This is a genomic window from Burkholderia cenocepacia (genome assembly GCF_014211915.1).
Taxonomy (GTDB): Bacteria; Pseudomonadota; Gammaproteobacteria; order Burkholderiales; family Burkholderiaceae; genus Burkholderia; species Burkholderia orbicola.
Map to the genome: position 1 here is coordinate 1528773 of NZ_CP060039.1, position 25781 is coordinate 1554553.

General features: G+C 67.3%; 24 protein-coding genes, 1 tRNA gene and 1 riboswitch. Of the genes, 8 read left to right on the forward strand and 17 right to left on the reverse strand.

Features of this window, described 5'->3' with window-relative positions:
• Positions 1–69 precede the first annotated feature (69 nt).
• Both SY91_RS07175 and SY91_RS07180 read right to left on the reverse strand, forming a co-directional pair.
• Entirely contained in the window at positions 70–1221 is a 1152-nt protein-coding gene (locus SY91_RS07175; RefSeq protein WP_012328103.1) for a porin, read from the reverse strand.
• Between the two features lie 502 nt (positions 1222–1723).
• Positions 1724–1990, reverse strand: coding sequence for a hypothetical protein (locus SY91_RS07180; RefSeq protein ID WP_023475190.1), 267 nt, complete (start codon positions 1988–1990; stop codon positions 1724–1726).
• Positions 1991–2383: 393 nt separating this feature from the next.
• Here SY91_RS07180 and SY91_RS07185 point away from each other — a divergent pair, with 393 nt between their 5' ends.
• Both SY91_RS07185 and SY91_RS07190 read left to right on the forward strand, forming a co-directional pair.
• Complete coding sequence (locus SY91_RS07185; RefSeq protein ID WP_006476615.1) at positions 2384–2587, forward strand: cold-shock protein; 204 nt, start codon at positions 2384–2386, stop codon at positions 2585–2587.
• Positions 2588–2728: 141 nt separating this feature from the next.
• A complete protein-coding gene (locus tag SY91_RS07190; RefSeq protein ID WP_023475189.1) occupies positions 2729–3856 on the forward strand; it encodes an exonuclease domain-containing protein in 1128 nt (375 codons plus the stop codon).
• Positions 3857–3889: 33 nt separating this feature from the next.
• Here SY91_RS07190 and SY91_RS07195 read toward each other — a convergent pair whose 3' ends face one another.
• Entirely contained in the window at positions 3890–4483 is a 594-nt protein-coding gene (locus tag SY91_RS07195) for a chorismate mutase (RefSeq protein WP_023475188.1), read from the reverse strand.
• 223 nt (positions 4484–4706) lie between these two features.
• Positions 4707–4811: a chorismate mutase gene (locus tag SY91_RS07200; protein ID WP_162499609.1), complete on the reverse strand. Its 105-nt coding sequence runs from the start codon at positions 4809–4811 to the stop codon at positions 4707–4709.
• A 239-nt stretch (positions 4812–5050) separates the two neighbouring features.
• On the opposite strand from SY91_RS07200, the gene SY91_RS07205 reads away from it, so the two are divergent.
• From SY91_RS07205 to SY91_RS07215, 3 genes are all read left to right on the forward strand, one after another.
• Complete coding sequence (locus tag SY91_RS07205; protein WP_043886776.1) at positions 5051–5440, forward strand: DUF2946 domain-containing protein; 390 nt, start codon at positions 5051–5053, stop codon at positions 5438–5440.
• 128 nt (positions 5441–5568) lie between these two features.
• Positions 5569–7929 carry a TonB-dependent receptor gene (locus SY91_RS07210; protein WP_043887293.1) on the forward strand — a complete coding sequence of 787 codons (2361 nt, stop codon included), beginning with the start codon at positions 5569–5571 and terminating at the stop codon, positions 7927–7929.
• Positions 7917–8078, forward strand: a complete 162-nt coding sequence (locus SY91_RS07215) for a hypothetical protein (protein WP_404990028.1) — start codon at positions 7917–7919, stop codon at positions 8076–8078. The genes SY91_RS07210 and SY91_RS07215 overlap by 13 nt, the downstream gene beginning before the upstream one ends.
• 80 nt (positions 8079–8158) lie before the next feature.
• Here the strand turns inward: SY91_RS07215 and SY91_RS07220 are convergent, their stop codons facing one another.
• The 4 genes from SY91_RS07220 to pepN form a co-directional block, all read right to left on the reverse strand.
• Positions 8159–8413, reverse strand: a complete 255-nt coding sequence (locus tag SY91_RS07220; protein ID WP_006476609.1) for a GlsB/YeaQ/YmgE family stress response membrane protein — start codon at positions 8411–8413, stop codon at positions 8159–8161.
• Positions 8414–9038: 625 nt separating this feature from the next.
• A tRNA-Thr gene (locus SY91_RS07225) sits at positions 9039–9114 on the reverse strand.
• Positions 9115–9320: 206 nt separating this feature from the next.
• A complete protein-coding gene (locus tag SY91_RS07230; protein WP_012328107.1) occupies positions 9321–10334 on the reverse strand; it encodes a class 1 fructose-bisphosphatase in 1014 nt (337 codons plus the stop codon).
• A gap of 281 nt (positions 10335–10615) precedes the next feature.
• Positions 10616–13309, reverse strand: a complete 2694-nt coding sequence (gene pepN, locus SY91_RS07235; protein ID WP_023475798.1) for an aminopeptidase N — start codon at positions 13307–13309, stop codon at positions 10616–10618.
• Positions 13310–13496: 187 nt separating this feature from the next.
• Here pepN and SY91_RS07240 point away from each other — a divergent pair, with 187 nt between their 5' ends.
• Entirely contained in the window at positions 13497–14207 is a 711-nt protein-coding gene (locus tag SY91_RS07240; protein WP_043887295.1) for a DUF4136 domain-containing protein, read from the forward strand.
• 54 nt (positions 14208–14261) lie between these two features.
• Here SY91_RS07240 and SY91_RS07245 read toward each other — a convergent pair whose 3' ends face one another.
• The 8 genes from SY91_RS07245 to SY91_RS07280 form a co-directional block, all read right to left on the reverse strand.
• Positions 14262–14834: a TMEM165/GDT1 family protein gene (locus tag SY91_RS07245; protein WP_011544859.1), complete on the reverse strand. Its 573-nt coding sequence runs from the start codon at positions 14832–14834 to the stop codon at positions 14262–14264.
• A gap of 78 nt (positions 14835–14912) precedes the next feature.
• A riboswitch (yybP-ykoY riboswitch) is annotated at positions 14913–15050 on the reverse strand.
• A gap of 136 nt (positions 15051–15186) precedes the next feature.
• On the reverse strand, positions 15187–16506 hold the full coding sequence (gene guaD, locus SY91_RS07250; protein WP_023475800.1) for a guanine deaminase: 1320 nt from the start codon (positions 16504–16506) through the stop codon (positions 15187–15189).
• Entirely contained in the window at positions 16503–16880 is a 378-nt protein-coding gene (locus SY91_RS07255) for a hypothetical protein (protein WP_023475801.1), read from the reverse strand. Before SY91_RS07255 ends, guaD begins: the two co-directional genes overlap by 4 nt.
• A 27-nt stretch (positions 16881–16907) precedes the next feature.
• Entirely contained in the window at positions 16908–17933 is a 1026-nt protein-coding gene (locus tag SY91_RS07260) for an adenosine deaminase (protein ID WP_006476603.1), read from the reverse strand.
• 18 nt (positions 17934–17951) lie between these two features.
• On the reverse strand, positions 17952–18956 hold the full coding sequence (gene xdhC / locus SY91_RS07265; protein WP_023475802.1) for a xanthine dehydrogenase accessory protein XdhC: 1005 nt from the start codon (positions 18954–18956) through the stop codon (positions 17952–17954).
• A gap of 635 nt (positions 18957–19591) precedes the next feature.
• The gene (locus tag SY91_RS07270) at positions 19592–20104 is read right to left on the reverse strand and encodes a disulfide bond formation protein B (protein ID WP_011544863.1); all 513 of its coding nucleotides are present in this window, start codon (positions 20102–20104) and stop codon (positions 19592–19594) included.
• 149 nt (positions 20105–20253) lie between these two features.
• Positions 20254–21630 carry an amidase gene (locus SY91_RS07275; RefSeq protein ID WP_023475803.1) on the reverse strand — a complete coding sequence of 459 codons (1377 nt, stop codon included), beginning with the start codon at positions 21628–21630 and terminating at the stop codon, positions 20254–20256.
• A gap of 6 nt (positions 21631–21636) precedes the next feature.
• Entirely contained in the window at positions 21637–22317 is a 681-nt protein-coding gene (locus tag SY91_RS07280) for a GntR family transcriptional regulator (protein WP_023475804.1), read from the reverse strand.
• Between the two features lie 282 nt (positions 22318–22599).
• Here SY91_RS07280 and SY91_RS07285 point away from each other — a divergent pair, with 282 nt between their 5' ends.
• The gene (locus SY91_RS07285; protein WP_011544866.1) at positions 22600–23790 is read left to right on the forward strand and encodes a gamma-glutamyl-gamma-aminobutyrate hydrolase; all 1191 of its coding nucleotides are present in this window, start codon (positions 22600–22602) and stop codon (positions 23788–23790) included.
• 115 nt (positions 23791–23905) lie between these two features.
• A complete protein-coding gene (locus tag SY91_RS07290; protein WP_023475806.1) occupies positions 23906–24604 on the forward strand; it encodes a DUF2968 domain-containing protein in 699 nt (232 codons plus the stop codon).
• Between the two features lie 78 nt (positions 24605–24682).
• Here SY91_RS07290 and SY91_RS07295 read toward each other — a convergent pair whose 3' ends face one another.
• Complete coding sequence (locus SY91_RS07295; RefSeq protein WP_023475807.1) at positions 24683–25645, reverse strand: hypothetical protein; 963 nt, start codon at positions 25643–25645, stop codon at positions 24683–24685.
• Positions 25646–25781 lie beyond the last annotated feature (136 nt).

Below are 25781 nucleotides of genomic sequence, written 5' to 3' on the forward strand. Positions count from 1 at the left end.
GCCAAGTAAAAGCGCCCCGAAGGGGCGCTTTTTTATTCGCGTGTACGTTGCGTTGGCGTTGCCGGTTGCTCAGAAGCGATGGCGCAGGCCGGCGGTCACCGCGATCTGCTTGTTGGTCGACGAAGCGCCACCGAGGCCATTGACATAGGCGCCGATGCCCAGGCCGTCCGTGCTGACTCGCTGATACACGCCTTGCACATACACGTCGGTCCGCTTGGACAGCGCATAGTCGGTCTGCAGGTTGAACTGATTCCAGCCCGGATGACGGCCGTCCAGGAAGCCGGCGGTGTACGTGTACGACCCGGCCAGCGACAAGGCCGGCGTGAGCGCGTAGCGCGCGTTCACTTCGTAGTTGTTGAAGCGGGCGAACGTGCCGTCGAGACCCAGGCCGCTCGACACGCCCGAGGCACCCGCGGAGATGCCGAGCGCCCGGTTCACACGCGTTTGCGTGAATACGAAGCCGGCCGTTGCGGGGCCGAACGTGTAGTTCAGGCCGCCGCCGAACACGCGCTGACGCTTGCCGACGAACGTGTTGTCGCCTGCCACCGCGCCGGCGCTGTTGGTGACCGCAGCTGCCGTGAGCCCCGAGATGTCGTTGTTCAACTGCAGGTAGCCGGCGCCGATGTTGAAGCCGGCGTAGGTATACGACACCCCCGCGCTGTATGCACGGTTGTTCGAGAACTGGTTGCTGTTCGAGAAGCCGTACAGCGCGCCGAACTTCAGGCCGCCGAAATTGACGCTCGTATATTTGACGGAGTTATTGATCCGGAACGAATTGTTCAGGTTGTCGTTGTCGAACGGGTGGGCAAATTGAGTGCCGCCGAATTGCGTGCCGGTCAGCGACAGCGGCCCGATGTAATCGACGACGCTATCGTATTGGCGACCGAGGGTGACGGAGCCAAACTGGTCTTGCGACAGGCCGACGAACGCCTGGCGGCCGAACTCGCGGCCATTTTGGCCCAGCGTGCCGTTGGCGATGTTGAAGCCGTTCTCCAACACGAAGATTGCTTTCAGTCCGCCGCCGAGATCTTCCGTGCCGCGCAGGCCCCAGCGGCTGCCGTTGATCTGGCCGCTGCGTTCCGACCATGAGCTATGCCCGCCCTGATTGTTCGTGTAGGTGATGCCTGCATCGATCAGGCCGTACAGCGTAACGCTGCTTTGAGCATGGGCTGCGGTAACGAATACACCCGACAACGCGGTGACGATCAGGGTTTTTTTCATGGATCTGTCTCCAAACAGGATGATGTCGATCGAACCTGCGGCGGACTGGCCGTGTTTTGCTTGACGCTGTAGCCGGCCCGGCAGAGCGGCGGTGCGCTTATCAGAAAGCCATCCGCAGTGTACGGAGGGTGCGAAGCGGGGGCGGCTCACGCTTTAAGAAATAGTGTATTTTGGAATTCGCAAAAATTGAAAAACTCGCGGAAACCATTACCTGGTAAGGGTTTGCGGCAGTGCGGCGAAGGGAAATAGCAATCAGGACTGCGTAACGGGTGTTGCGCGATTGCGACAGACGGTCAGCAGCGGACAGGAGCGGCTATAGCGCGATTATTGACACATCGGCAATAGAGGTTTGTGTGGAGCATGGATAATGAAAGGTGGTTCTCTCGCTATACTGCGATCTCTGCTTTCCGAAGCAGACTTTTTCGTTGACGGAAAAGATCTCCAAACCTTTGTCGGCGCGACTTCCCAGTCGCGCTTTTTTTTGCCCCGCTGCCCGCTGCGCTTACCGCGTGTACGAGCGGCGCTTGCGCTTGCCCGCGGGCGTGGCATCTTCTGCTTCGACCGGCGGCGGTGTGTAGGTCCAGTCTTCCATCACGTAGTGACGGGCATCCAAGGGCGATGCGAGCAGGTTCTGCCAGTGATCGCCGTGCCACGTCATATCGAATTCGGTGTCGCACGGCGCTTCGCGCGCGGACTCGGCCAGGGCGCGGGACTTGCGACGTACGCGTCCGAGCCGGCTCGCGAAGCGCTTGATTCCGTCCAGCCACATGACCCTCTCCTTCCTTTCGGCGTTGATTCAGGATCGCAACGTCCCCGGATTTCCGCAACCCGGAAAAAACCCGAGGATTTTACCGGGTCGATTTGTCCCCGGTAGTAATTTCACGGACTGCATTATTAGCGATCCGGTCCCGGTAATATTGACAGGTTTTTGATGCGAACCAATTAATCAAAGGCGATGGTGTACCGATTCCAGTGGTATTAGCGTCTTTTCGATAAAAGAGCCGCCAAAAATTTTCTTGACGCACCCGGATTGTCCAATTTATAAAGTCAGCACTCCGTCCTCGGGCGGCGTGCTGGTGCGGGTGCCGGCACAATGTTTCGGGATTTCGGGTAACGGCTATAAAAATAGCTTTTTTGATCTTATCGAGTGGGGAACGAAGACATGGATACCGGTATCGTGAAATGGTTTAACGATGCTAAAGGCTTTGGTTTTATTACGTCGGACAATGGCGGTGAAGATTTGTTTGCGCACTTTTCCGAAATCCGGATGGACGGCTTCAAGACGCTGAAGGAAAACCAGCGTGTCTCGTTCGACGTCAAAGTCGGGCCGAAAGGCAAGCAGGCAGCGAATATCCAGGCGGTCTGACGCGCCACGCATTGCCGATCACGTCCGGCCCCCGCATCGCGGGGGCTTTTTGCTTTCCGGGGACGGAACGACCCCGTCCGGGCTGGTCGCGAGTGCGCATGCCGGTGCATACTCACGGAAGCATCGTTTCCCGGTCTTTTCATGTCCGCTTCCCGTCCGTCCGATCCCGCCAGCGAACAGCCGCTCGTCTTCGTCGACCTTGAAACCACCGGCGGCTCGCTCGCCGATCACCGCATCACCGAAATCGGCGTGGTCGAAATCGGGCCGCTCGGCGTATCGACGTGGACGAGCCTCGTCAATCCGGGGCAGGCGATTCCGCCGTTCATCCAGCAACTGACTGGCATTTCGGACGCGATGGTGCGTGACGCGCCGACGTTCGCGTCGCTCGCGCCGGCACTGTTCGAGCGGCTCGACGGCAAGCTGTTCGTCGCGCACAACGCGAGCTTCGACCGCGGCTTCCTGCGCGCTGAATTCGAGCGCGCCGGGCTGGCCTTCAATCCCGATGTGCTCTGTACGGTGCGGCTGTCGCGCGCGCTGTTTCCGCGCGAATCGCGGCATGGGCTGGATGCGCTGATCGAACGGCATGGGCTCGTTCCGGCCGCGCGCCATCGCGCGCTGGCCGATGCCGACCTGCTCTGGCAGTTCTGGCGCCAGTTGCACGACATCGTGCCGCTCGAGCGGCTGCGCGAGCAGATCGCGCGGACGACGCGCCATTTCCGTCTGGGCGGCGATCTCACCGAGGCCTGGCTGGATACCGCGCCGGCAGGGTGCGGTGCGTATGCGCTGTTCGGGGAGCGCGACGAAGCGCTGTATGTCGGCCGCAGCGTGCGCGTGCGGCAGCGGCTGCGTGCGCTGCTGACCGGCGAGCGCCGCTCGTCGAAGGAAATGCGGCTCGCGCAGCAGGTGCGGCGCGTCGAATGGCGCGAGACCGGCAACGAGCTCGGGGCGATGCTCGCCGAAGCGCAATGGATCGCGCGGTTGCGCCCGTCGTACAACCGGCGCCCCGCAGCCGACGCCGTCCGCGCGGGCGGGGCGCCCTGGCCGTTCGAAGGCGCCGTCGCGTTCGAGGCGAGCGGAGAGCGCCGCCTGTTTCACGTGATCGACGGCTGGTGCTATCTCGGTTCGGCGGAGTCGCTCGATGCGGCGGCGCGGCTCGTGGCCGACGCGACGGACGGCACGTTCGAACCGTTCACCCATCGCCTGCTGCAGACACATCTCGCGCGCGGCCTGCAGGTGATTCCGCTCGTGGCGCTCACGCCGGCGGATTGAGCGCCGCGACGGGCCTTCGTCACTGCACCCGCGTCAGCCGATCGCGCTGGCTCCGCCGGCGGAGCAGACGTGCGACAGCGCGGTATCGAGTGCCTGCGTCTGCGTGGAATCGTAGCGCGTGAGCGTCTTCCAGTTCGCGATGCTGCGCGCGAGCCGCGCCTGGCAATCGGGCGCCTCGCGAAGCGGGGCGACCTGCGCGAGACCGGAGAGCATCTTCTGCGTCAGCCGGTCGAGTGCCGGCCGCGTGCTGGTGGCGAGATCGGGCGGCGCGCCTTCCGGTGGCCGCGTCGTGCGCCAGGTCGCGAACAGTGCGTTCTGCACGTCCTTGCTTGCCGTGATCTGATCCCCGAAGAACGTTCGGGCGAACGCGGGATCGACGCCGGCCTGGCCGGCACGTTTTTCGACCTCGGTGAGCAGGGCCGCTTCGCGCGGCCGGTCCTCGATGGCCTTGTGATTCGCCCATTTCCATCGCGCCACGGGTTCGGCGAGCGCGAGGCGCTGCGACGCGAGCGCAACGACGTTGGTGAGGGCGGTGTCGTCGCCGTCTGCACGGGCGGTATGCGGCGACGAAAGGAGCGTGACGCCGAGCGCGGCGACAGCGAGGCTGGCACGAATGGCTTGCTTCATCGGAACGATCGGGAGAGCCGGGCGGGCCGGACGTGGAAAACCAGAAGAATAGACGAAGACAGTCGCGCGGCGTAGCGTCGCGACAGGAGAATCAGCAGGCGTGCTGATCCGGCACCGTCAGGCTGTTGCGGCCCGGGTGCGAGGCGAATTGCGCGCGAAGCGCACGGAGGAACCGCACGATAGCGAGGATCGACACGCGGCGGTTACAGAACCGGACTGACGTTCACTTCGGCGCGTACAGCTTGTGCTGCTCGTCGAAGAATGCCCGAACGTGTTCAGGCAATTCGGCGAGGAATTCCACGCCGACGGGTTCCGGATCCGGGCTCATCACTTGCTCGGGCGGTGGCATGCGAGTTGGTCTTTCGTCCATGATCGTTTCTCCAGCAGGTTCAATGATTATCAACCTCGCGCTCGAATTTATGCCAGCGGCGAATCGTTAGATTTTGTCTCTGTTGTATTAACGGCACATGCGCTCCGACGCGAAGTGCGATGCCCGGTATTGCCGCTTCGCGATCGGCAACAATCGGGCCGCTTGTTATACTTGCGCGCACTTTTTCCTGGACCGCGATGAGACGAACGACGCGATGGATCGGCCTCGTATGGCTGGCGCTGGTACTGAACGTACTGTCGCCCGTCGTCGGCTACGCGCGTCTCGCGTCGAGCGGCTCCGGCACCCTCACGCTCGAGTTGTGCAGTGCAGCGGGCGCGCGTCAGGTCGTGCTCGCGCAAGCGGGCGACGACCGCGACACGTCGTCGCTCGACCATGCCGGCGTCCCGCATTGCGTGTACTGCCCCGGCTTCGCGGCCAACGTCGCGCTCGGCACGAGCCTGCCCGCGCTGCCGGGCTTCGTGCGCACGTTCGCGTATCGGGTGGCCGCGCCGGTCGTTTCCGATGTGCCCCGCAAGGGCATCCGTCTCGCGCAGCCGCGCGCCCCGCCTGAAAACGTTCCGGTCTGATTGATGTCGTCCGCGCGCCCCGGTGGCGCGCGAGCCGCCCGCGGCCCCGGTCCGCGCGTCGCGCCGTTCGTGCGCGGCTTGCGCCCCTGTGTCCGGCGGCGTCCGCTCACGTTTTCAGGAACTCACTCATGTCGTTCACCTTTGCCGCGCGGCCCTCGCGCGGCCGGCTCGCGCTCGCCTGCGCGGCCGCTTTCGCATGGCCCGCCGCTTACGCGACTTCGACCGACGATGTACGCGCCGAGGCCACCCGCGGCGGTGGCGTCGATCGTCCCGCCGCCGCGCCGGCTGCCGCTGGTGTCGCGGCAGCGTCCGCACCGGCCGGCGATACGCTGACCGCCGTCAGCGTGACCGCGCAGCGTCAACCGGTCGACCCGGATACGCCGGCCGTCGTCACGTCGATCACGCGCGAGCAGATCGATGCGCACACCAACGTCACCACCGAGGACGCGCTGAAGTACGCGCCGAACCTGATGGTCCGCAAGCGCTATATCGGTGACCGCAACAGCATATTCGCGGGTCGCGACTTCAACGAACTGCAGAGCGCGCGCGGGCTTGTCTATGCGGACGGCGTGCTGCTGTCGAACCTGCTCGGGTCGAGCTATGCATACCCGCCGCGCTGGTCGCTGATTCCGCCCGACGACATCGCGCGCGTCGACGTGCTCTATGGCCCCTTTTCCGCGCTCTATCCGGGCAACGCGATCGGCTCCACCGTGCTGCTCACCACGCGCCGCCCGGAACAACTCGAGGCGTCGCTGTCGACGCAGTTCTTTACGCAGCGCTACCACGACGGCTACGGCTTTGCCGACAGCTTCGGCGGCAATCACCAGACGGCGCGGATCGCGAACCGCGTCGGCCGGTTCTGGTTCGCGCTGTCGCTCGACCGGCTGGAAAACAACGGCCAGCCGATGCAGTACGCGAGCCCCAATTCGGCCTACAACCCGAAACTGGGTGCCGCCGTGCCGGTGACGGGCGCCGCGACGGATATCGGCCCCAACGGCAAGCCACGGACCATCGTCGGCGCGCAGACGATCGAGCGGACCGAACAGCTCAACGAGACGGTCCGGATGGGCTATGCGTTCACCGATCACGTCGATGCGACGCTGACGCTGGGGCATTGGGAGAACCATTACCGGCAGCACGGCGAGACCTTCATGCGAGATGCGACGGGCAATCCCGTCTACGGCGGCAACGTGTCGATCGGCGGCCAGAATATGACGGTCGCGCCGAATGCGTTCGCGCCGCAGCGCGGCGACCAGGAGAACTGGCTGTACGCGCTCGGGTTGAACGGCCGGCTCGATTCCGGCTGGCGGCTGTCGGGCGTCGTGTCCGCGTACGACGTGTCGCGCGACGTGCTGCGCGCGGCCTCGACCGTGCAGGGTGGGGCGGGCACGCTGTTCCAGGGCGACGGCACCGGCTGGCGCACGCTCGACCTGAAGGCCGAGGCGCCGGCAGTGAAAGGTCATACGTTCACGTTCGGCTATCACTACGACAACTACTTCCTGCGCAACGTCACGTACAACACGGCCGACTGGCTGGCCGGCCCGACCACGTCGCTCGCGAGCGTCTATCGCGGCGACACGCGCACGCAGGCGCTGTTCGGGCAGGACGCGTGGCGTTTCGCGCCGCGCTGGCTCGCGACGCTCGGGCTGCGCTACGAGCGCTGGAACGCGTATGGCGGCGCGCTCGGCAATGCGCGCGGCACGCTCGGCTATGCGGACCGCGGCGCGAACGCGCTGTCGCCGAAAGTCGCGCTGCAGTGGGACGCGACGGAGGTCTGGCGCTTCCGGCTGTCGTTCGCGACCGGCACGCGGTTCCCGACGGTCGGCGAATTGTTCCAGGGCACGATTTCGAACAACGCGATCGTCAACAACAACCCGAACCTGCGGCCGGAGAAGGCGATCGACTGGGACTTCACGGCCGAACGCGACGTGGGCGTCGGCGTCGTGCGCGCGAGCGTGTTCCAGAGCGATCTGCGCGACTCGATCTACAGCCAGACGACGGTGTCGGGCGCGACCACCGTCACCAACATCTCGAACGTCGACCGCGTGCGCGTGCGCGGCGTCGAACTCGCGTTCAGCGGCGAGAACGTCGGGGTGCGCGGGCTCGATCTCGACGCGAACGTATCGGCGAGCAACGCGCAGATCCTCGCCGATGCCGCGAACCCGGCCTACGTCGGTTCGCGTTTCCCGCGCATTCCTCGCATGCGCGCGAACCTGCTCGCGTCGTATCGCTTCGACGAGCACTGGCTCACGAGCGTCGGCGTGCGCTACTCGGGCCGCCAGTTCAACACGCTCGACAACAGCGACGTGAATCCGGAAGTCTACGGCGGCACGAGTTCATTCACGGTCGTCGATCTGAAGGCGCGCTACCGCTTCGATCGTCACTGGACCGCGTCGGCCGGCATCGACAACGTGACGGACCGCCGCTACTACACGTTCCACCCGTATCCGGGCCGCACGTTCTATGGAGAACTGAAATGGTCGCTGTGAAATCGAGGCCGCGGGCGGCGCTCGATGCGGGATGGCGAGAGGCGATGTCGCGCCCCGTGTGGATCGGGCGCGATGGCGTGCATGAAGCGCGCGGCGGATTGCTGAAGGCCGACGTGCTCGACGGCAGGTGGCGGCACGCGAAGCGCTGACGGAGCCGGTGGCGCGCGGCGAACCGGCTGTGCGCCGCGCCCGATGCGAAAACGCGCCCGAAGGCGCGTGGAGAGAAACGTCAGGCCGCTCGCCTGAATAGCCGGATCACGAACAGCAGGATCACCGCGCCGATGACCGCGACAATCACCGAGCCGATGAAGCCGCTGCCGATGCTGATGCCGAGCAGCCCGGCAAGCCAGCCGCCGATCACCGCGCCGACGATCCCGACGATGATGTCGACGATCAGCCCGAAGCCGCCGCCCTTCACGAGCAAGCCGGCAAGCCAACCGGCGATCGCGCCGATGATGAGCCACATAATCAAGCCATGAGTCATGGTGGTCCTCTCCTTGGGTTGAGTCGAAATGACCGGGCACCGGCTGTCGCACGCCGCAAGCGGGTTGAAAGCGGCATGCGGCCGTCGCGCCGCCCACGCAATGTAACGCGATAGACGGGTCAGGATCGTTAAGTAATGTTATGCACCCTTAAGCAGATTTTCCAGGGGATTTGTCTGGGTACGGCACGATTCGTGTGCGTGCGATGCATGGTGAGCGTGAGATCGATGTGACGGCCATGTCGCCTGCGTGTGCGTCGTGCCGGGGGCGAGCACGGGCCGTCGGCTGCACGAGATAGAGGATGCCGTTGCATGCGCTGGTCACGTCGAGCAGCCGGTCTTCATCGTCATGGCCGCGGGAGGTCGTGCCGCCGCGTACCGCGAGGGGCGGCCGATGCGATCGACGGGCGTGAATGGGGGAAATGTCGTGCGGAGGTGTCGGCGGGGTTGCGCAGACAATGTGCCGCCACGATGATCGCGACGGACAACGTGCGCATGCGGTTGCCGAACGCGGACGCGAAGGTCGTGGGCTGTGTGATGGGACAGTGCGTCGCCGAGGGACTGCAGGATTTCGGCGACGGAAAAGAGAAAAGGCCTGACAAGCGATGCTTGTCAGGCCTTTATATCTTGGTGCCGGAGATAGGAGTCGAACCTACGACCTTCGCATTACGAATGCGCTGCTCTACCAACTGAGCTACACCGGCAGCAGAGAAATGAAATTATATGGTGAAATCCGCGACCTTGGCAATAGGTTTTGCGAAATTTTTTCAGCTTGCTGCGGCTGCTTCGCGAAACCTTCGATCCGGCGGACTTTCCGCTTTCACTTCACTGCGACGCGACCCGTTAGGGCCACATCGCGAAGGCGCGATTGTACTGATGTCTCGCACCCTCGTCCAGTGCTGCAGTGCAATTATTTTGCTTCGTCGTGATAGCCGGTCACGCGCTCGACTTCGTTCTTCGAACCGAGGAACACGGGCACGCGCTGGTGCAGGCCGGTGGGCTGCACTTCCATGATGCGCTGCGTACCGGTCGTCGCCGCGCCGCCCGCCTGTTCGACGATGAACGACATCGGGTTCGCTTCATACATCAGGCGCAGCTTGCCCGGACGATCGGGCGTGCGCTTGTCGGCCGGGTACATGAAGATGCCGCCGCGATTCAGGATCCGGTGCACGTCGGCCACCATCGACGCGATCCAGCGCATGTTGAAGTTGTCGCCGCGCGGGCCGTCCTTGCCGGCGTTCAGCTCGTCGACATAGCGCTTGACCGGGTCGTACCAGTGGCGTGCGTTCGATGCGTTGATCGCGTATTCGCGCGTGTCGGCCGGGATCTGCATGTTGCTCTGCGTGAGCACCCACGAGCCGACTTCGCGGTCGAGCGTGAAGCAGTTCACGCCGTTGCCGGTCGTCAGCACGAACACCGTCTGCGGGCCGTACACCGCATAACCCGCGGCGACCTGCTCCGTGCCGGGCTGCAGGAACGATTCCTCGGTCGCCTGCTTGCCGTCCGGGCAGCGCAGCACCGAGAAGATCGTGCCGATCGACACGTTCACGTCGATGTTCGACGAGCCGTCGAGCGGATCGAACACGAGCAGGTATTCGCCGCGCGGGTAGTTCGCCGGGATCGGGAAGAACGTTTCCATTTCTTCCGACGCCATCGCGGCGAGGTTGCCGCCCCATTCGTTCGCGTCGAGCAGGATCTCGTTCGACAGGATGTCGAGCTTCTTCTGCACTTCGCCCTGGACGTTCTCGCTGCCGGCGGTGCCGAGCGCGTCGCCGAGCGCGCCCTTCGACACGTTGTAGCTGATCGCCTTGCACGCGCGGGCGACGACTTCGATCAGCAGGCGCAGGTCGGCGGGGAGGTTGTTGGTCTCACGTTGCTGTTCGATCAGGAACTTCGACAGCGTGGTGCGGCGGGCAATGGACATGACAGACTCCGAAAGGCCAAAGAATCCTTGAATGGCCGCAATTTTACCCGTCGCGCCTTCGGTGCCGCCGGCTTTTTTCGTCCGGTTACATGGCCCGGCCACCGAATCGGCGCGGTATCGGGCGGCGACGCCGGGCGGGGCGCGCTTGGTCGCGCAGCCCGTCCGAGCGGTCCGACCCCGCGATTGGGTGCGGTTACAGCCGTGGTCGTGCAATAAAAAGCCGGCGCCGCGGGAAGCGGCACCGGCTCGAGCGTGCGGACGCGACAGGTCGAACGCGCGAGTTACGCGAGCGCCTTCTCGACGATCTCTCGCACGTCACGCGATTTCGCGCCGGCAGCGACCTGTTCGAGCGCGTCGCGCATCCGGTCGCGCAGCGCCGGCGTGAAGCGGCGCCACAGTTCGAGCGAGCGCGCGAGGCGTGCCGCGACCTGCGGGTTGATCGCGTCGAGCGCGAGCACCTGTTCGGCCCAGAACGCGTAGCCCGAGCCGTCGGCCGCGTGGAATTGGGCCGGATTCGCCGCGCAGAAGCTGAAGATCAGCGAACGTGCGCGGTTCGGGTTCTTCAGATTGAACGCGGGGTGGGCGAGCAGCTTGCGCACCTTCGCGAGCGTCGGCTGCGCGGGCGTGCCGCGTTGCGCCGCCTGCATCGCGAACCACTTGTCGATCACGAGCGCTTCCTTCTCGAAGCGACGGTAGAAGTCGTCGAGCGCCTTCTCGGCCGGTTCGTTCGCGCCCGCCGCGGCCGCGGACAGCAGCGCGCCGAGCGCCGCCGCGCGATCGGTCATGTTGTTCGCCGCGTCGTACTGGGCGGTGGCGAGGCGCACGGCATCGGCCGGGTCCTCGAGTTCGGCGAGATACGCGAGCGCGAGGTTCTTCAGCGCGCGGCGGCCCGAGGCTTCCGGCGTCGGCTCGTAGGCGCCGGGCGTCTGGTGCTGCTCGTACGCGGCGAGCCAGTCGGCGCGCAGCGCGGTCGCGAGCTGGCGACGCACGAACTGGCGCGCGCGATGCACGGCAGCCGGATCGGCCTCGGCCATCTGGTCGGCGAGGTAGGTTTCCGACGGCAGCGTCAGCGCGAGTTCGCGGAATGCCGGCGACAGGCTTTCATCGGTCAGCACGCGGCGGAACGCGGCGACGAAGTTCTCGCCGAGCGTGAGCGGCGCGTTGGCGGCGGCACGCGCGGCGAGCGTCAGCAGCGCGCGCGTCGCGAGGCGCTGGCCGGCCTCCCAGCGGTTGAACGGATCGCTGTCGTGCGCGAGCAGGAACGCGAGATCGTCGTCGCTGTAGTCGTACTCGACGATCACCGGCGACGAGAAGTTGCGCAGCAGCGACGGCAGCGGCGCTTCCGGCACGTCGACGAACGTGAAGGTCTGCTCGGTGTCGGTGAATTCGAGCACGCGCGTCGTGCCCGAGGCGGCGGCTTCGCCGTCCAGACGCAGCGGCAGGTCGCGGCCGTCGCGGCCGATCAGGCCGATCGCGAACGGGATCAGCAGCGGCCCTTGCTGCGTTTCGCGCGCGGCCGGCGACGCGTCGCCGTAGCCTTGCGCGAGGGTGACCGTGTAGCGGCGCGCGGCCGCATCGTACGCGGTGCGCACCGACACGCGCGGCGTGCCGGCCTGGCTGTACCAGCGCTCGAACTGTGCGAGGTCGCGCCCGTTCGCGTCGGCCATCGCGTGGCGGAAGTCGTCGCAGGTCACCGCATGGCCGTCGTGGCGCTTGAAGTAGAGATCCATCCCCTTGCGGAAGCCGTCGCGGCCGAACAGCGTCTGGTACATCCGCACGACTTCCGAGCCTTTCTCGTAGACGGTCATCGTGTAGAAGTTGTTGATCTCGACGTAGCTCTCCGGGCGCACCGGGTGCGCCATCGGGCCGGCGTCCTCGGCGAACTGCAACTGGCGCAGCACGCGCACGTCCTCGATGCGCTTGACCGCACGGGCCGCCGATTCGACGTCGTCGCCCGCGGCCATGTCGGCCGAGAACTCCTGGTCGCGGAACACCGTCAGGCCTTCCTTCAGGCTCAACTGGAACCAGTCGCGGCAGGTCACGCGGTTGCCGGTCCAGTTGTGGAAGTACTCGTGGCCGACCACCGACTCGATGTTCGCGAAATCGGTGTCGGTCGCGGTCTCGGGGTTCGCCAGCACGTACTTCGTGTTGAAGATGTTGAGCCCCTTGTTCTCCATCGCGCCCATGTTGAAGTCGCCGACCGCGACGATCATGAAGCGGTCGAGATCGAGCTCGAGGCCGAAGCGCTTTTCGTCCCAGCGGATCGAGTGGATCAGCGAATCCATCGCGTGTCGCGTCTTGTCGAGATCGGCCGGTTCGACCCACACCTGCAGCAGCTTTTCCTTGCCGGAGCCGGTCGTGATCGTTTCCTCGATCGCGACGAGCTTGCCCGCGACCAGCGCGAACAGATAGCTCGGCTTGCGGAACGGGTCTTCCCATTTCGCGAAGTGGCGGCCGTCGGGCAGGTCGCCCGAATCGACGAGGTTGCCGTTCGACAGCAGCACCGGGTACGCGGCCTTGTCGGCGCGCAGCGTGACGGTGTACGACGCCATCACGTCGGGGCGGTCGAGGAAGTAGGTGATGCGGCGAAAGCCTTCGGCTTCGCACTGCGTGAAGAAGTTGCCGCTCGACACGTACAGGCCCGACAGCGTCGTATTCTGGTCGGGTGCGCACGCGCTTTCGAGCGTCAGCTCGAACGCGTCGGGCACGTTCTCGACCGTCAGGCCGTGCTCGTGCGCGCGCACCGCGCCGTGCGGCGCGCCGTCCAGCCGCGCGCCGAGGAATTCGAGCGCCTCGCCCATCAGCTCCAGGTGCGGCGCGGGCGCGGCATCCGGATTGCGGCGCACGCGCATCGTATTCCTGACGATCGTGCGGGCCGGCGCGAGATCGAATTCGAGTGCGACGGAATCGATGAGGAAGGCCGGCGGCGTGTAGTCGGCGCGGCGGATCACGGTGGAGGAGGCGTTGTCGGACATGGTCGTCGAGATCGGTGGAGTGGGGGACGGGCCCGTTGCGCGGGCCAGGCGAACCGGGCCATTGTACAAAGGCTTGCGGCTGCGTGCCGGGCGAACTTTTTACCGCTTCCGGGAGTCCGCGTATTATCGGCATCCCGTTGTGCTTCGCGCGGTGCGACGAACGGGTGACGGATCGACGAGGATCAACATGAAACGCGAATGGATTTTTCGCGGTGCGGGCTGGGCGGCGGCGCTGTGCGTCGCGCTGCTGACGGGCTGCACCAGCTACGTGACCACCCAGGTCACGGCCTTCTCCGACTGGAGCGGCAGCGACGCGACCCGCACCTATGCGTTCACGCGCACGGATGCGCAGAAGAACAGCATCGAACAGTCGACCTACGAGCCGATCGTTGCGAACGAGTTGTCCGCGTATGCGTTCCGACAGGTGCCGCAGTCGCAGGCACGCTATCTCGTCGGGCTGACCTATGCGGTCGGCAGCGATCTCGTGACGGTGCCGCAGCCGGTCTACTATGACCCGTGGTTCATGGGACCCGGGCCGTACTGGCGGGGCGGGCCATGGAGTCCCTGGGGTCCGTGGGGCCCCTGGGGGCCGATGCCGGCCGGCTATGTCGCGCAGACCTACCAGGTGTTCGACTACACGCTGGGCATCCGCATCACCGAGCGTGCGACGGGCAAGGAGGTCTACAACGTGTCGGCGCGCACGACCGGCGACAACGGCACGCTGCTGTACGCGATGCCGTTCCTCGCGCGCAGCGCGCTCGCCGATTTCCCGTTGTCGAACGGCGCGGTCCGCACGATCCGGCTGCCGGTCGACAAGCGCGGCGGCCCGGCGGCGCCGGCCGCCAACGAGCGCGCGGTGCCGGCCGCGCCCGCATCGGGCGCGGCCGTCGCGAAGTAGCGCGACGGCCAACTCGGCGCGGCTGTCCGGCCGCGCCAGCCACCTCCCTGTCTGTCAGACCCCGATACCCAGCAGCGCCAGCGCGCCGAGCACGACGAACAGCACGGCCGCGATCCCGTGCACGAGCTTGGTCGGCAGGCGGTGCGCGAAACGGTCGCCGAGCAGGATCGCCGGCACGTTCGCGAGCATCATCCCGAACGTCGTGCCGGCCACGACGCCGATGTAATCCTGGAAGCGCGCGGCCAGCGCGACGGTCGCGATCTGCGTCTTGTCGCCCATTTCCGCGAGGAAGAACGCGACCAGCGTCGCGCCGAACACGCCGAGCCGCGAGCGGGTCGCATTGGCCTCGTCCTCGTCGAGCTTGTCCGGCACCAGGATCCACAGCCCCATCGCGATGAACGAGAACGCGAGCGCCCAGCGCATGATCGACGGCGTGACGAGCACGCCCAGCCATTCACCGAGCGCGCCGGCGAAACCGTGGTTGACGAGCGTCGCGACGAGCACGCCAAGAATGATCGGCACCGGCTTGCGATAGCGCGCGGCCAGAACGAGGGAAAGCAGTTGGGTCTTGTCGCCGATTTCAGCGAGGGCGACGGCGCCGGTGGAGATCAGGAAGGCTTGAGACACGAATGGGGTTCCACGGGCCGTTGTTGTGCGTGCGAGCGACGATCCGCCGCGCGCCGGGCCCTGATGCGGCGCGCAGTGAACCATCGGTCTCGCCAGGCCAACGTGGCTGCGGCCGCCATGGCCGAACGGCCAAGTCTGTTGACGGACGCCTCCGTCACGATGCGCGCCGGGGGCACGGGACATCGAGCGGAGCGGCTACTCCCCAATGAGCGGCGAATTCTAGCATGGCCCGTTGCGCGCGGGAAAGCGGCCAGGCCGCCGTGCCGCGTACCGGAGGGTTTCGATTGCCGGCATGCACGGCGGCCAAGCGGCCGCGCATGCCGGACGGGCACCCGCGGGCAACCCGCGGACGTTACGCGGCGGCCGGGCGGCGCGCGGCGCCGCGCTCGTGCACGAGTTCGCCGGCTGCATAGGTGCGGTACACCGCGCGGTCGTCGCCGAGCAGCGCGAACGCGAACAGCAGTTCCTCGAGCGACTCCGCGCGCTTCGTGCGGCGCGCGAGCAGCGGCGTCGCCTGCGGATCGAGCACGACGAAGTCGGCTTCGGTGCGCGGCTTGAGCGTGCCGACCGTGTCGGCGAGATCGAGCGCCTGCGCGGCGCCGGCCGTCGCGAGCCAGAACATCCGCGTGGCGGTCAGGTGATGGCCCGACAGCCGCGCGACCTTGTGCGCCTCGTTCATCGTCTGCAGCATCGAGAACGACGTGCCGCCGCCGACGTCGGTCGCGAGCGTGACCGGCACGTCATGTTCGCCGGCCTTGTCGAAGTCGAACAGGCCGCTGCCGAGGAAGAAGTTGGATGTCGGGCAGTGCGCGACGACGGTGCGTGTCTCGGCCATCCGGCGGCGATCCTCGTCGTCGAGATGGATGCAGTGACCGTACACCGCGCGCGGACGCAGCAGCCCGTAGCGGTCGTAGATGTCGAGATAGCTGCGATGGCCGGGGAACAGCTCGGCCACCCATTTCACCTCGTCGACGTTTTCCGCGACGTGGCTTTGCACGAACACGTCCGGATGGCGGCGCGCGAGTTCGCCGCACGCTTCCAGCTGCGCCTCGGTCGACGTCGGCGCGAAGCGCGGCGTGAGCGCGTACATCTGGCGGCCCTTGCCATGCCAGCGGTCGATCAGCTCGGCGCTGTCGTCATAGCCCGATTGCGCGGTGTCGCGCAGGAATTCGGGGCAGTTGCGGTCCATCAGCACCTTGCCCGCGATCATCCGCAGGTTGCGCGCGTCGCTCGCCGCGAACAGCGCCTCGGCCGACTGCTTGTGCACCGTGCAGTAGACGAGTGCGCTCGTCGTGCCGCACGCGAGCAGTTCGTCGACGAAGAAGTCGGCGACTTCGCGCGCATGCTCGGGGTCGCCGAACTGGCGCTCGGTCGGGAACGTGTACTGGTCGAGCCACGGCAACAGGCCGGGCGCCGGCGACGCGATCATGTCCGTCTGCGGATAGTGGATGTGCGTGTCGATGAAGCCGGGCACGATCAGCTTGTCGCGCAGGTCGTGGACCACCGCGTCGCGCGCAAGGGTCGCGGCGAGCTGCGCATACGGGCCGGCCGCGACGACCTTGCCGTCGTCGACGATCAGGAGCCCGTCGGTCTCGTAGTTCGCGGCCTGGCTGGATTGCGCCGGGTCGCCGTTGAAGGTCAGCAGCTGGGAACGGAAAGCGGTTTGCGTCATGACGAAGGGTCCTGCATCAAGGTAAGGCGAACAGAAGAAAGCGATTGACGCCGCACGGCGGCGGGACGGTGCTTCGCGAGCGGCGGCCGCACGCGGTGTGTGGCACGGCCGGAGGCGACGGCGCGGGCGAACGTGGCGGCCGAAGCCGCCAGCGAGTGGTTGCCCGCATACCTCGCAGCCGTTGCGCCTGCAACCGTTGCGCCCGCAGCCGATATGCCCGCATCCGGTACGACGGCGAACGGCACGGCAAGCCGCGACGGCCGGTACGTGCGGGCGACGACGGGCTGCGCCGTCGCTCTGCATGCACGCAGGCGCCCGGCCCGGCGCAAGGCCGAACGGGGAATCGCGAAGCGGATGCGGTTGCCGCGTTTCATCTGTCTAGCGTGCCTCGATGCGGGCCGTCACGCGGCCTGCCAGTACGCGTCGAGGCGCGCGTACAGTGCGTCGCGCTGCGCGGGTTCGATGAACGACGCCTCGAAGCCGTTGCGGATCACCGCATGGACTTCGGCATCCGTGAGCTGCAGCCCTTCGGCCGTCGCGAAGTAGTTTTCATTGACGTAGCCGCCGAAATAGGCCGGATCGTCGGAGTTGATCGTCACCGCCACGCCGCGATCGAGCAGCGCCTTCAGTGTGTGCTTCGCCATGTCGTCGAACACGCACAGCTTCAGGTTCGACAGCGGGCAGACGGTGAGCGCCGTGCGCGTTTTCGCGAGACGCTCGACGAGCGCCGCATCCTCGATGCTGCGCACGCCGTGGTCGATCCGGTCGACCTTCAGCACGTCGAGCGCTTCGTAGATGTAGGCGGGCGGGCCTTCCTCGCCCGCGTGCGCGACGAGCTTCAGCCCGAGTGCGCGCGCCTTTTCGAACACACGTGCGAACTTCGTCGGCGGATGGCCGAGCTCGGACGAATCGAGCCCCACGCCGATCAGGCGATGACGATAGCGCTCGAACAGCGGCAACGCGGATTCGAACGTCGCGAGCGCGTCCTCTTCGGACAGGTGGCGCAGGAAACACAGAATCAGCTTGCTCGACAGCCCGCGCGCTTCGGCATCGGCGAGTGCGCGCTCGATGCCCGCGACGACCGTCTCGATCGGCACGCCGCGCTCGGTGTGCGTCTGCGGGTCGAAGAACAGTTCGGTGTGGACGACGTTGTCGGCGAGCGCGCGCTCGCAGTACGCGGCCGTCATGTCGTAGAAATCCTGCTCGGTGAGCAGCACGCTCGCGCCGGCGTAGTAGATGTCGAGGAACGATTGCAGGTCGGTGAACGCGTACGCGGCGCGCAGCGCGTCGATCGAGTCGTACGCGAGCTTCACGCCGTTGCGCTGCGCGAGCGCGAAGATCAGCTCGGGCTCGAGCGAGCCTTCGATATGGATGTGCAGCTCCGCTTTCGGCGCACGGGCAATCTTGTCCTTGAATGTCGGGGTCATGGCGTCGTTCTTGGTCGGTCAGTAAGTAGAGGAAGCCTGCGCGGACGCATTCGCCTCGACGGCCTGCAGCAACTGCGCGGCCACCGAGATCGCGATCACTTCGGGCGCCTTGTCGATGATGCCTTCGACACCGATCGGGCAGCGCATCCGCGCGACCTGGGCCGGGTCGATGCCGATCGCGGCGAGGCGATGATCGAACTGCACGCGTTTCGTGCGCGAGCCGGTCATCCCGAAGTAGGCATAGTCGCCGCGTCGCAGGATGCGCTCGGCCAGCACGAAATCGAGTGCGTGGTCGTGCGTCATCACGACGAAGTAGGACTGCGGCGGCGCCGCGTCGACCGCGTCCGCCGGGGAAGCGGCCGCGTCGATCGCGAGGTTGCCGATGCCGGCGAGCGCGTCGGCCGGCGGGAACACCGCATCGGGCCCGTCGATCCAGCGCACGTGGCACGGCAGCGTCGCCAGCACCTTCACGAGCGCAGTTCCGATGTGCCCCGCGCCGAACAGCACGACGGGGAACGCATACGGCGCGATCGTTTCGGTCATCAGCGATACGCCGCCGGTTTCCCACAGCAGGCAGTCGGCGCGCGCGGCTTCCGATTCGGGCTCGCTCAACAGCGGCGCGCCCGGCGAGGGGCCGAATGATACGCTACGCACGGTCGCGGCGCCGGCCGCCACGCGCTTCGCGAGCGACATGATCCAGCCGAGGTCGCCGACGTCGAGCCGCTCGAACGCGAGCACCACGGCGCCGCCGCAGCACTGGCCGAGGCTCGGGCCGAGCGCGAGCCGCTCGAGCCGGCGTGCGTGCGGCACGTGCGCGCCGTCCTTCAGCAGATGCCGCGCGATCTCGATCGCCTTCCACTCCAGATGACCACCGCCGATCGTATGGCGGGCCGTGTCGCGCGTGACGAGCATCTTGGTGCCGACTTCGCGCGGCGCGGAGCCGTCGGTGTGCGCGACCGTCACGAGCACGGCCGCTTCGCCGTGCGCGAGCAGTTGCTGCAGATCGCCGAGCCAGGCTTCCATCAGCACGCTCCGTTCGGGACGACGCGGCGCGACACGCGGCGCGCGCTGGCGGGCGCGGCGGCAACGAGGACGGACGGGAGCGGGGCCGGCCGGTTGCACGGCCGAGGCCATGCGGCGGCCTCGGACTGACGGCGTGCACGAACGGCGCCGCCGGACGCGCGGATGCCATGAGGGTGACGGATGCGGATGGTTTGCGTTGTCATGATGAATCCAGTCGACATTGCGGATCGGGCGCGCGTTACGCAGGGAGCGGTGAAACCGCCTCGCCACGCGCACGTAGATCGCCATCCAGTGCCGAAGATAGCACCGCCACGCGGCGGGAACATGGCCGGGCGGTGATCCGGGCTATCAGGCGGCGATCATGTCGATCATAGGCCGGCCGCGCGGGATCGGGGGACCGATGCATGCACATCGGGCCTAAACGTACGCGTGACGGGGGCGGGAGCACGGCGATCGCGCGATGCGCGCGGGCCTGGAAATCCGGGCGGCGGCAGGGTAGGTGTTTACGTGCGGCGACCGGCCGGGGCTGGCGCAGGCGTCGGCCGGAGCCGCGTGACGAGTCGCTCGCCGGCGGCGCGTGGCCCGTGCGGTCGAGCCGCGCCGCCGGCCTTGCGGCCGGCAACGCGGCCGGCCGATCAGCTCGCCAGCTTGCGGCGATGACGCCAGAGGCTCGCGACGACCGCGACCAGGATCACGGCGAAGCCGATCAGCGCCCAGCCGGGCAGCAGGATGCCGAAAATCGGCGGGTAGACGGTCTCGCACAGCCCGGCGACCTTGAACATGCCGGGGAACCACTGCGCGGGCGGCAGGCTGTCGACGATCGGCTGCAGCGTGTCGAAGCCGCAGCTGAAGCCCGGATTCATCTGGATCGACAGGTGCCGTGCGGCCGTGCCGACACCGCCGGCCGCGGCGATCGCGATCAGCAGTTCGAGCACCCAGACGCCGCGCCAGTTGCGGATTCCGGCGGCCAGGAACGCGAAGATCCCGATCGCGCAGAAGAAGTAGCGCTGGATGATGCACAGCGGGCACGGGTCTTCGTTCTTCACGTACTGCAGATACAGCGCACCGGCCAGCAGGGCGATGCACACCCATCCGAGCAGCATCAGCAGGCGGCGTTCGCGGCGTAGTGCAAGCGTGTAGTCGTTCATGTCGGCGGGGTTCCTCGTCGGTCGGTCCGGAAAACAATCGCGCGATTTTAGCGCGAACGGTCTGGCACGAAACTGACAGCCCGCGTGCGGCACCCTGCCGCACGCGGGCGCGGCCCGCCGCCGATCCGGCTTGCCATCGGCTCGCGCGGTCAGCGGATCGTGTTCAGCACGGCCTCGACCGACTGGCCGATCGCGAGCAGCGCGTCGTCGCGATGCGGCGCCGCCGCGAGCATCAGGCCGACCGGCGCTGCGTCGCGCGGATGGCACGGCAGCGACAGCCCGCACGCATCGAGGAAGTTGAACGCGCTCGGGTTGCGCAGGATCAGCGCGTTGGTGCGCGTGAACGCGTCGTCGTCCGTTTCGAGTTCGGCGATGCGCGGCGGCACGACAGGGACCGTCGGCGCGATGAGCGCATCGAAGCGCGACCACACCGTGTGCGCGGCTTCGTCGAGCATCGCGGCGCGTGCGGCGAGCAGGTCGAGATAGTCGGCCGCGCTCGCCGGTTCGCCCTTCAGGATGCGCGTCAGCACGCGCGGGTCGTACTGGTCGCGATGCGTGGCGAGCAGCGGACGATGCCACGCGTACGCCTCGATCGGCGAGAAGCCGAAACGGTTGATCTCCGGGAGCCGGTCGAGCGCGGGAAAGCGCACTTCGGTGACGATCGCGCCGGCGGCTTCGAGATGCTTGAGCGCGGTGTCGAGCGCGGCCGCGACGTCGGCATCGACGCCGTCCGTCACGTAGTTCGTCAGCACGCCGAGCCGTACGCCTTCGAGCGGCCGGGCGGCCGGGACGTGCGGCTCGAGCCCCGCCAGCATCCGGTCGACGAGTGCGCAGCACGCGACCGTCAGGCCGATCGGGCCGAACGAGTCGAGCGTCGTCGACAGCGGCACGCCGCCTTGCGTCGGAATTCGGCTCGCGGTCGGCTTGAAGCCCGTCAGCCCGCACAGCGCGGCCGGAATGCGGATCGAGCCGCCGGTGTCGGTGCCGAGCGCGACGGCGGCCATCCCGTCGGCGACCGACGCGGCCGCTCCCGACGACGAGCCGCCCGAAATCCGTGCGTCGCCCGGCACGTCGCGGTGATACGGCGAGCGCGGGTTGCCGAAGTGCGGATTCAGCCCGAGCCCGGAGAACGCGAATTCGCTCATGTTGGTGCGGCCGACCAGTACCGCGCCCGCCCGCTTGAGCCGTGCGACGGCGACCGCATCGGTGCGCGCGGCCGGTGCGCCGTCGAGCACGCGCGACCCCGCGCGCGTGACCTGGCCCGCGACGTCGAACAGGTCCTTGACCGACACCGGAATGCCCGCGAGCGGCGACAGCACGGTGCCCGCGGCGCGCAGCCGGTCGTGTGCGTCGGCGGCCGCGCGGGCATTGTCCGCATCGACTTTGGTGAAGACGACGGCGCCCTGGCCAGACGGATCGGCGATCCGGTCGAGCGCGGTGTCGACGAGCGCGCGGCTCGTGGTCCGGCCGGCGGCGAGGTCGGCGGCGAGCTGGGCGAGCGGGGGAAACGGCGTGAAAGTGGTCATGGCGGCTCAGGGGCGAAGATGTTGAAGAAGCGTGGAGCGGAACGAATCGATATGGCTTTCGACGGCCGCGCGCGCGCCGGCGGCGTCGCGGGCGGACAGCCGGTCGAACAGCGCGCGATGCTCGTGCTGGACGTCGGCGAGATGGTGCGGTTCGGACAGCGTGACGAACCAGAAGCGCAGCGAGCGCTCGTGCAGCGCCCGCAGGATGTCGGCGAGCACCGCGTTGCGCGCGGCCGCGGCGATCGTCTGATGAAACGCGCGGTCGAGTTCCATCATGCCCTCGACGTCGTGCGTGTCGACGCAGGCCTGCCCGTCGTCGAGCAGCGCGGCCAGGCGCGCGAGATCGTCGGGCGTCGCATGGCGCGCGGCGAGTTCGGCGCAGTGCGCTTCGTTGATGCGCCGTACGTCGATCACCGCGACGATGTCGTCGAGCGAGAGCGGCTGCACCATCAAGCCCTTGCGCGGTATCACGGACAGCAGCCCTTCGAGCACGAGCCGATGCACGGCCTGGTGCACCGGCGTGCGGCCGATTCCGGTGCGTGCAACGAGGTCGGCTTCGTTGAGCGCGGCGCCCGGCTTCAGGCGCATCGTGATGATGTCCCGCTGGATCAGCGCGTACGCGCGGTCGGCGAGGCTGCCCGGCGATGCGGCGGGGCGGTCTCGGGTGACGTCGGTCAGGGTGCTCATGGCGATTGCGGCATCGGGGTCGGAAGGGGCGCGATCATGGCGCGGATGCTCGGGAAGCGTGGGGGCGATCCCTGGATATTATTGTGATATATCACTGGTGTCCAGCGCGGCTGACGTCAGACGGGCAGCGCCGGTGCGTGAGGCAGCCCGCTCTTCGGCGCGGCTTCCCACCGACTTGCAACAAAATCGACAGGATGTTGCAGGTTTGCCGCGCGATCATGCACTGAAGCATAATGAATCCTCGTCTATCCCTACGCGCGAGCGACGCACCAGACCATCGTCATGAGCGAAAACACGCCTTCTTCGGCCGGTCTGCCCGGCACCTCTTCCGCTTCTTCCGATTCCCCCCGTCCCGATCCGGCGAAAACACCCGATGCGCCGGCCCCGCAGGCAGCCGCGCAGAACGTCGCCGATGACGGCGCGTCGCCCGTCACGGCCGCATCCGAGCCGGGTGCGCCCGGTGCGGCAGGCGCCGTCGGTGATGGCGCTGCGACGGCCGCGCCGCTGAAGCCGGGGGCACCGCCGCCCGGCTTCGGCGCGCCGCCCGATTTCGACACGCCGCGGCCGCCGCCCGCGAGCGCACAGAATGCGCCGCCGGCCTACCTGAAGCAGAGCGACACACCGTGGTCGGTGTTCGGCCGGATCGTCGCGGCGCGAGCGCGGCGGCTGTTCGATCGCGCTGGCCAGCGCATCACCCAGCGCACGTTGCGCATCGGCGTGTCGGCGCGGATCTTCCATCCGGAGCCGGGCGCGAAGGGGCTGCGCGGCAAGACGCTGCAGTATCTCGAGGAATCGATCGCCCACTGGGTGATGTCGCGCGACGTGCTCGTGTTCATGATTCCGACCGTCGGCCATCAAGGCATGATCCATCCGAGCAATATCCGCCTGCGCGATTACGCGAAGCATCTCGATGGCCTTCTGCTGCAAGGTGGCGCCGACGTATCGCCGCAGACCTACGCGGCGTCGGATGCGCGTCCCGAATGGCCGGGCGATCGCGTGCGCGACATGTACGAGCTCGAGCTGCTGCACGAATTCGTCGAGTCCGGCAAACCCGTGCTCGGCGTGTGTCGCGGCTGCCAGCTGATCAACGTCGCGTTCGGCGGCTCGCTGTACCAGGACATCGCCACCGACGTGCCGACCGCGAATGCGCACGTGAGCGAGCATTACGACCAGCATCGTCACGCGATCCGCTTTCCCGATTCGTCGACGCTCGCGAGCATGTTCCCGGGGCGCAGCGAGGCGATCGTCAACTCGATTCACCACCAGGCGATCCGCGATCTCGGCCGCGATCTGAACATCGAGGCCGTGTCGGCGGGCGACGGGATCATCGAAGGCATTCGCCATCGGCGTTCGCCGTTCGTCGTCGGCGTGCAGTGGCATCCGGAGTTCCACCGCGCAGGCGGCTCGGAACTGCTCGACTGCACGCCGCTGCTCGATGCGTTCCTGCGCGCGGCGCGCGAAACGCGCCTGTAGCACGCCGAATTTTCCGTGTTGGATGAAGGCCGGCCGCGTCCCGATAAATTCGAGATGCGGCCGTTTCGTTTTGAACGATAATCGCGAGTTCCGATTCGTTCGCCGGAGTCTGACGTTGGCTTTCCGAAACTTTTCCCCTGCACGATGCGCAACGTGGATCGTTGCACTGGTTGCCTGCGCGCAAGCGGGCGCGGCCTGGTCCGCCGAGGCGACCGCCCCCGTCGCCGGTACGCGTCCGGCGGTCACGAGCCTGAGCGGCAGCGCGTCGCCGGCGGCATCGGCCGCGGCCGAGACGGACGCCGCTGCGCAAGGCAACGTCGCCGAGCTGACGCAGATGCTGCACGACGGCCGGATCGTCGAGATGCGGACGACGTACAACGGCAGCTACGGCGCGAGCCTGATGTTCGATCCGCGCGAGATGACGTATTACGTCGCGCTGTTCCAGGACAAGAACCTGTGGCGCGTGATCCGTTCGCAGGAAAAGAATCGCGCGGAGATGGTGTACGCGAACTTCGTCCAGCAGACCGCGCAGCTCGCCGATATCGAGATCCGCCGGACCGAGCTGCAGGCGCAGAAGGCGTTTCTCGAACGCGTGATCGCACTGCAGGCGAATCGCGCGCAGCAGTTGCAGGCCGACCTGAGCGTCGCGCGCAGCCAGCAGGCCGAAGTCGCGCAGCGGCAGCGGTCGGCGCAGGAACAGGCCCAGGCGCTGCAGGTCGAGAAGCGGGCTGCGCAGTTGCAGTTGCGCGATCTGCAGGAGCAGGTGCGGCAACTCGAGAGACAGAACGAGACGGGGCTGCCCGCGCACAAGTAACGATTCGTCGAACGGACGGAGCGAGACGAACGAAAACCCGGCGAAGCGATCTTCGCCGGGTTTTTTATTGCGCGGGCGTCAGTGCGCGAACGCGTCCGGCACGTCGGTCACGCGGCGGTGCGACAGTTGCGACGTCCAGTCGAAACCAGCCGCGCTCGGGTGCGCCGGGCGGGCCGGCTGCGTGGCGCGCAGCGCGTTCGCCATGGCGATCAGCGTGGCCGGATCGTCGAGCGAGTCGCGTGTATCGCGCGTGTCTGCCGTGCGCGGCGGTGGAGCGAGCCGATCGTGTGTGTCGGTGTTGGTCGCAGCGCGCTGGAGCGGCGCACGCTGGGTCGGCGGATGTGCGGCGAGTCGCGGCACGACCGGTGTGTGGGACGGTGCCGGCATCGTGCGCTGGCCGGTTGCCCGACGGGGCGACGCAGGCGCGGCGTGCCGCATGGCGGACGCCGTTTGCGGATGAAGCGATGCGGGGCGAAGCGGGGCGCGGTGCGTGGCGGGCGGCGTTTTCATCGTGTTCGCGGCAGGTGCCGCAACCTTGCGCTGCGGCACGGCGTTCGTCGAGGTGGCCGGGTGAGTCGCGGCCATATGTATGGTGCCGGTCGACGTCGTGAGGTCATCGGCCACACCGCCGGTCGCTTGAATCGCATACGCGGGACCGAAGCCCGCGGGCGGGTCGTACGTGCCGATCAGCCAGCCGATGATGCCGAGTGCGCCGATGCTCCAGTAGAGCGCGTACATCGCGCGCCGATCACGAGGGCGGCGATGGCGCAAGCGCCGACCGCTGGCCGCAGCCGGCGGGGCAGGCAGCCCGCCCGAAGCCGGCAGCGCGGTCGCCGGCAGCGGTTGCCACCGGCATGCGGAGTGCGGCCAGTCGACGTCGATGCAGGACGTCGTCAGTGTCGCGAGGCAGTTCTTGCTGGACCGTGCACCGGGGGCACCGAGAAATCGCCATTCGCGACCGAACGGCGGGACCTGATCGAGCGGGTTGATGCGAGGGCGGGCGAGCGCGCCTTCGACCGGGACGAGGGGCGATGGGATCATGAAAGGGGTACGTCGTGCGACACGGGCGACCGTGCCGGCGCGGCGCGGAAATGTCGTCGCAAATCGTGACATTGTGGTCAGCCGGCGAAGGCAGGTCGATTAGATCAATCTGATTCTTGTGCCTTTTTGGGGGCGA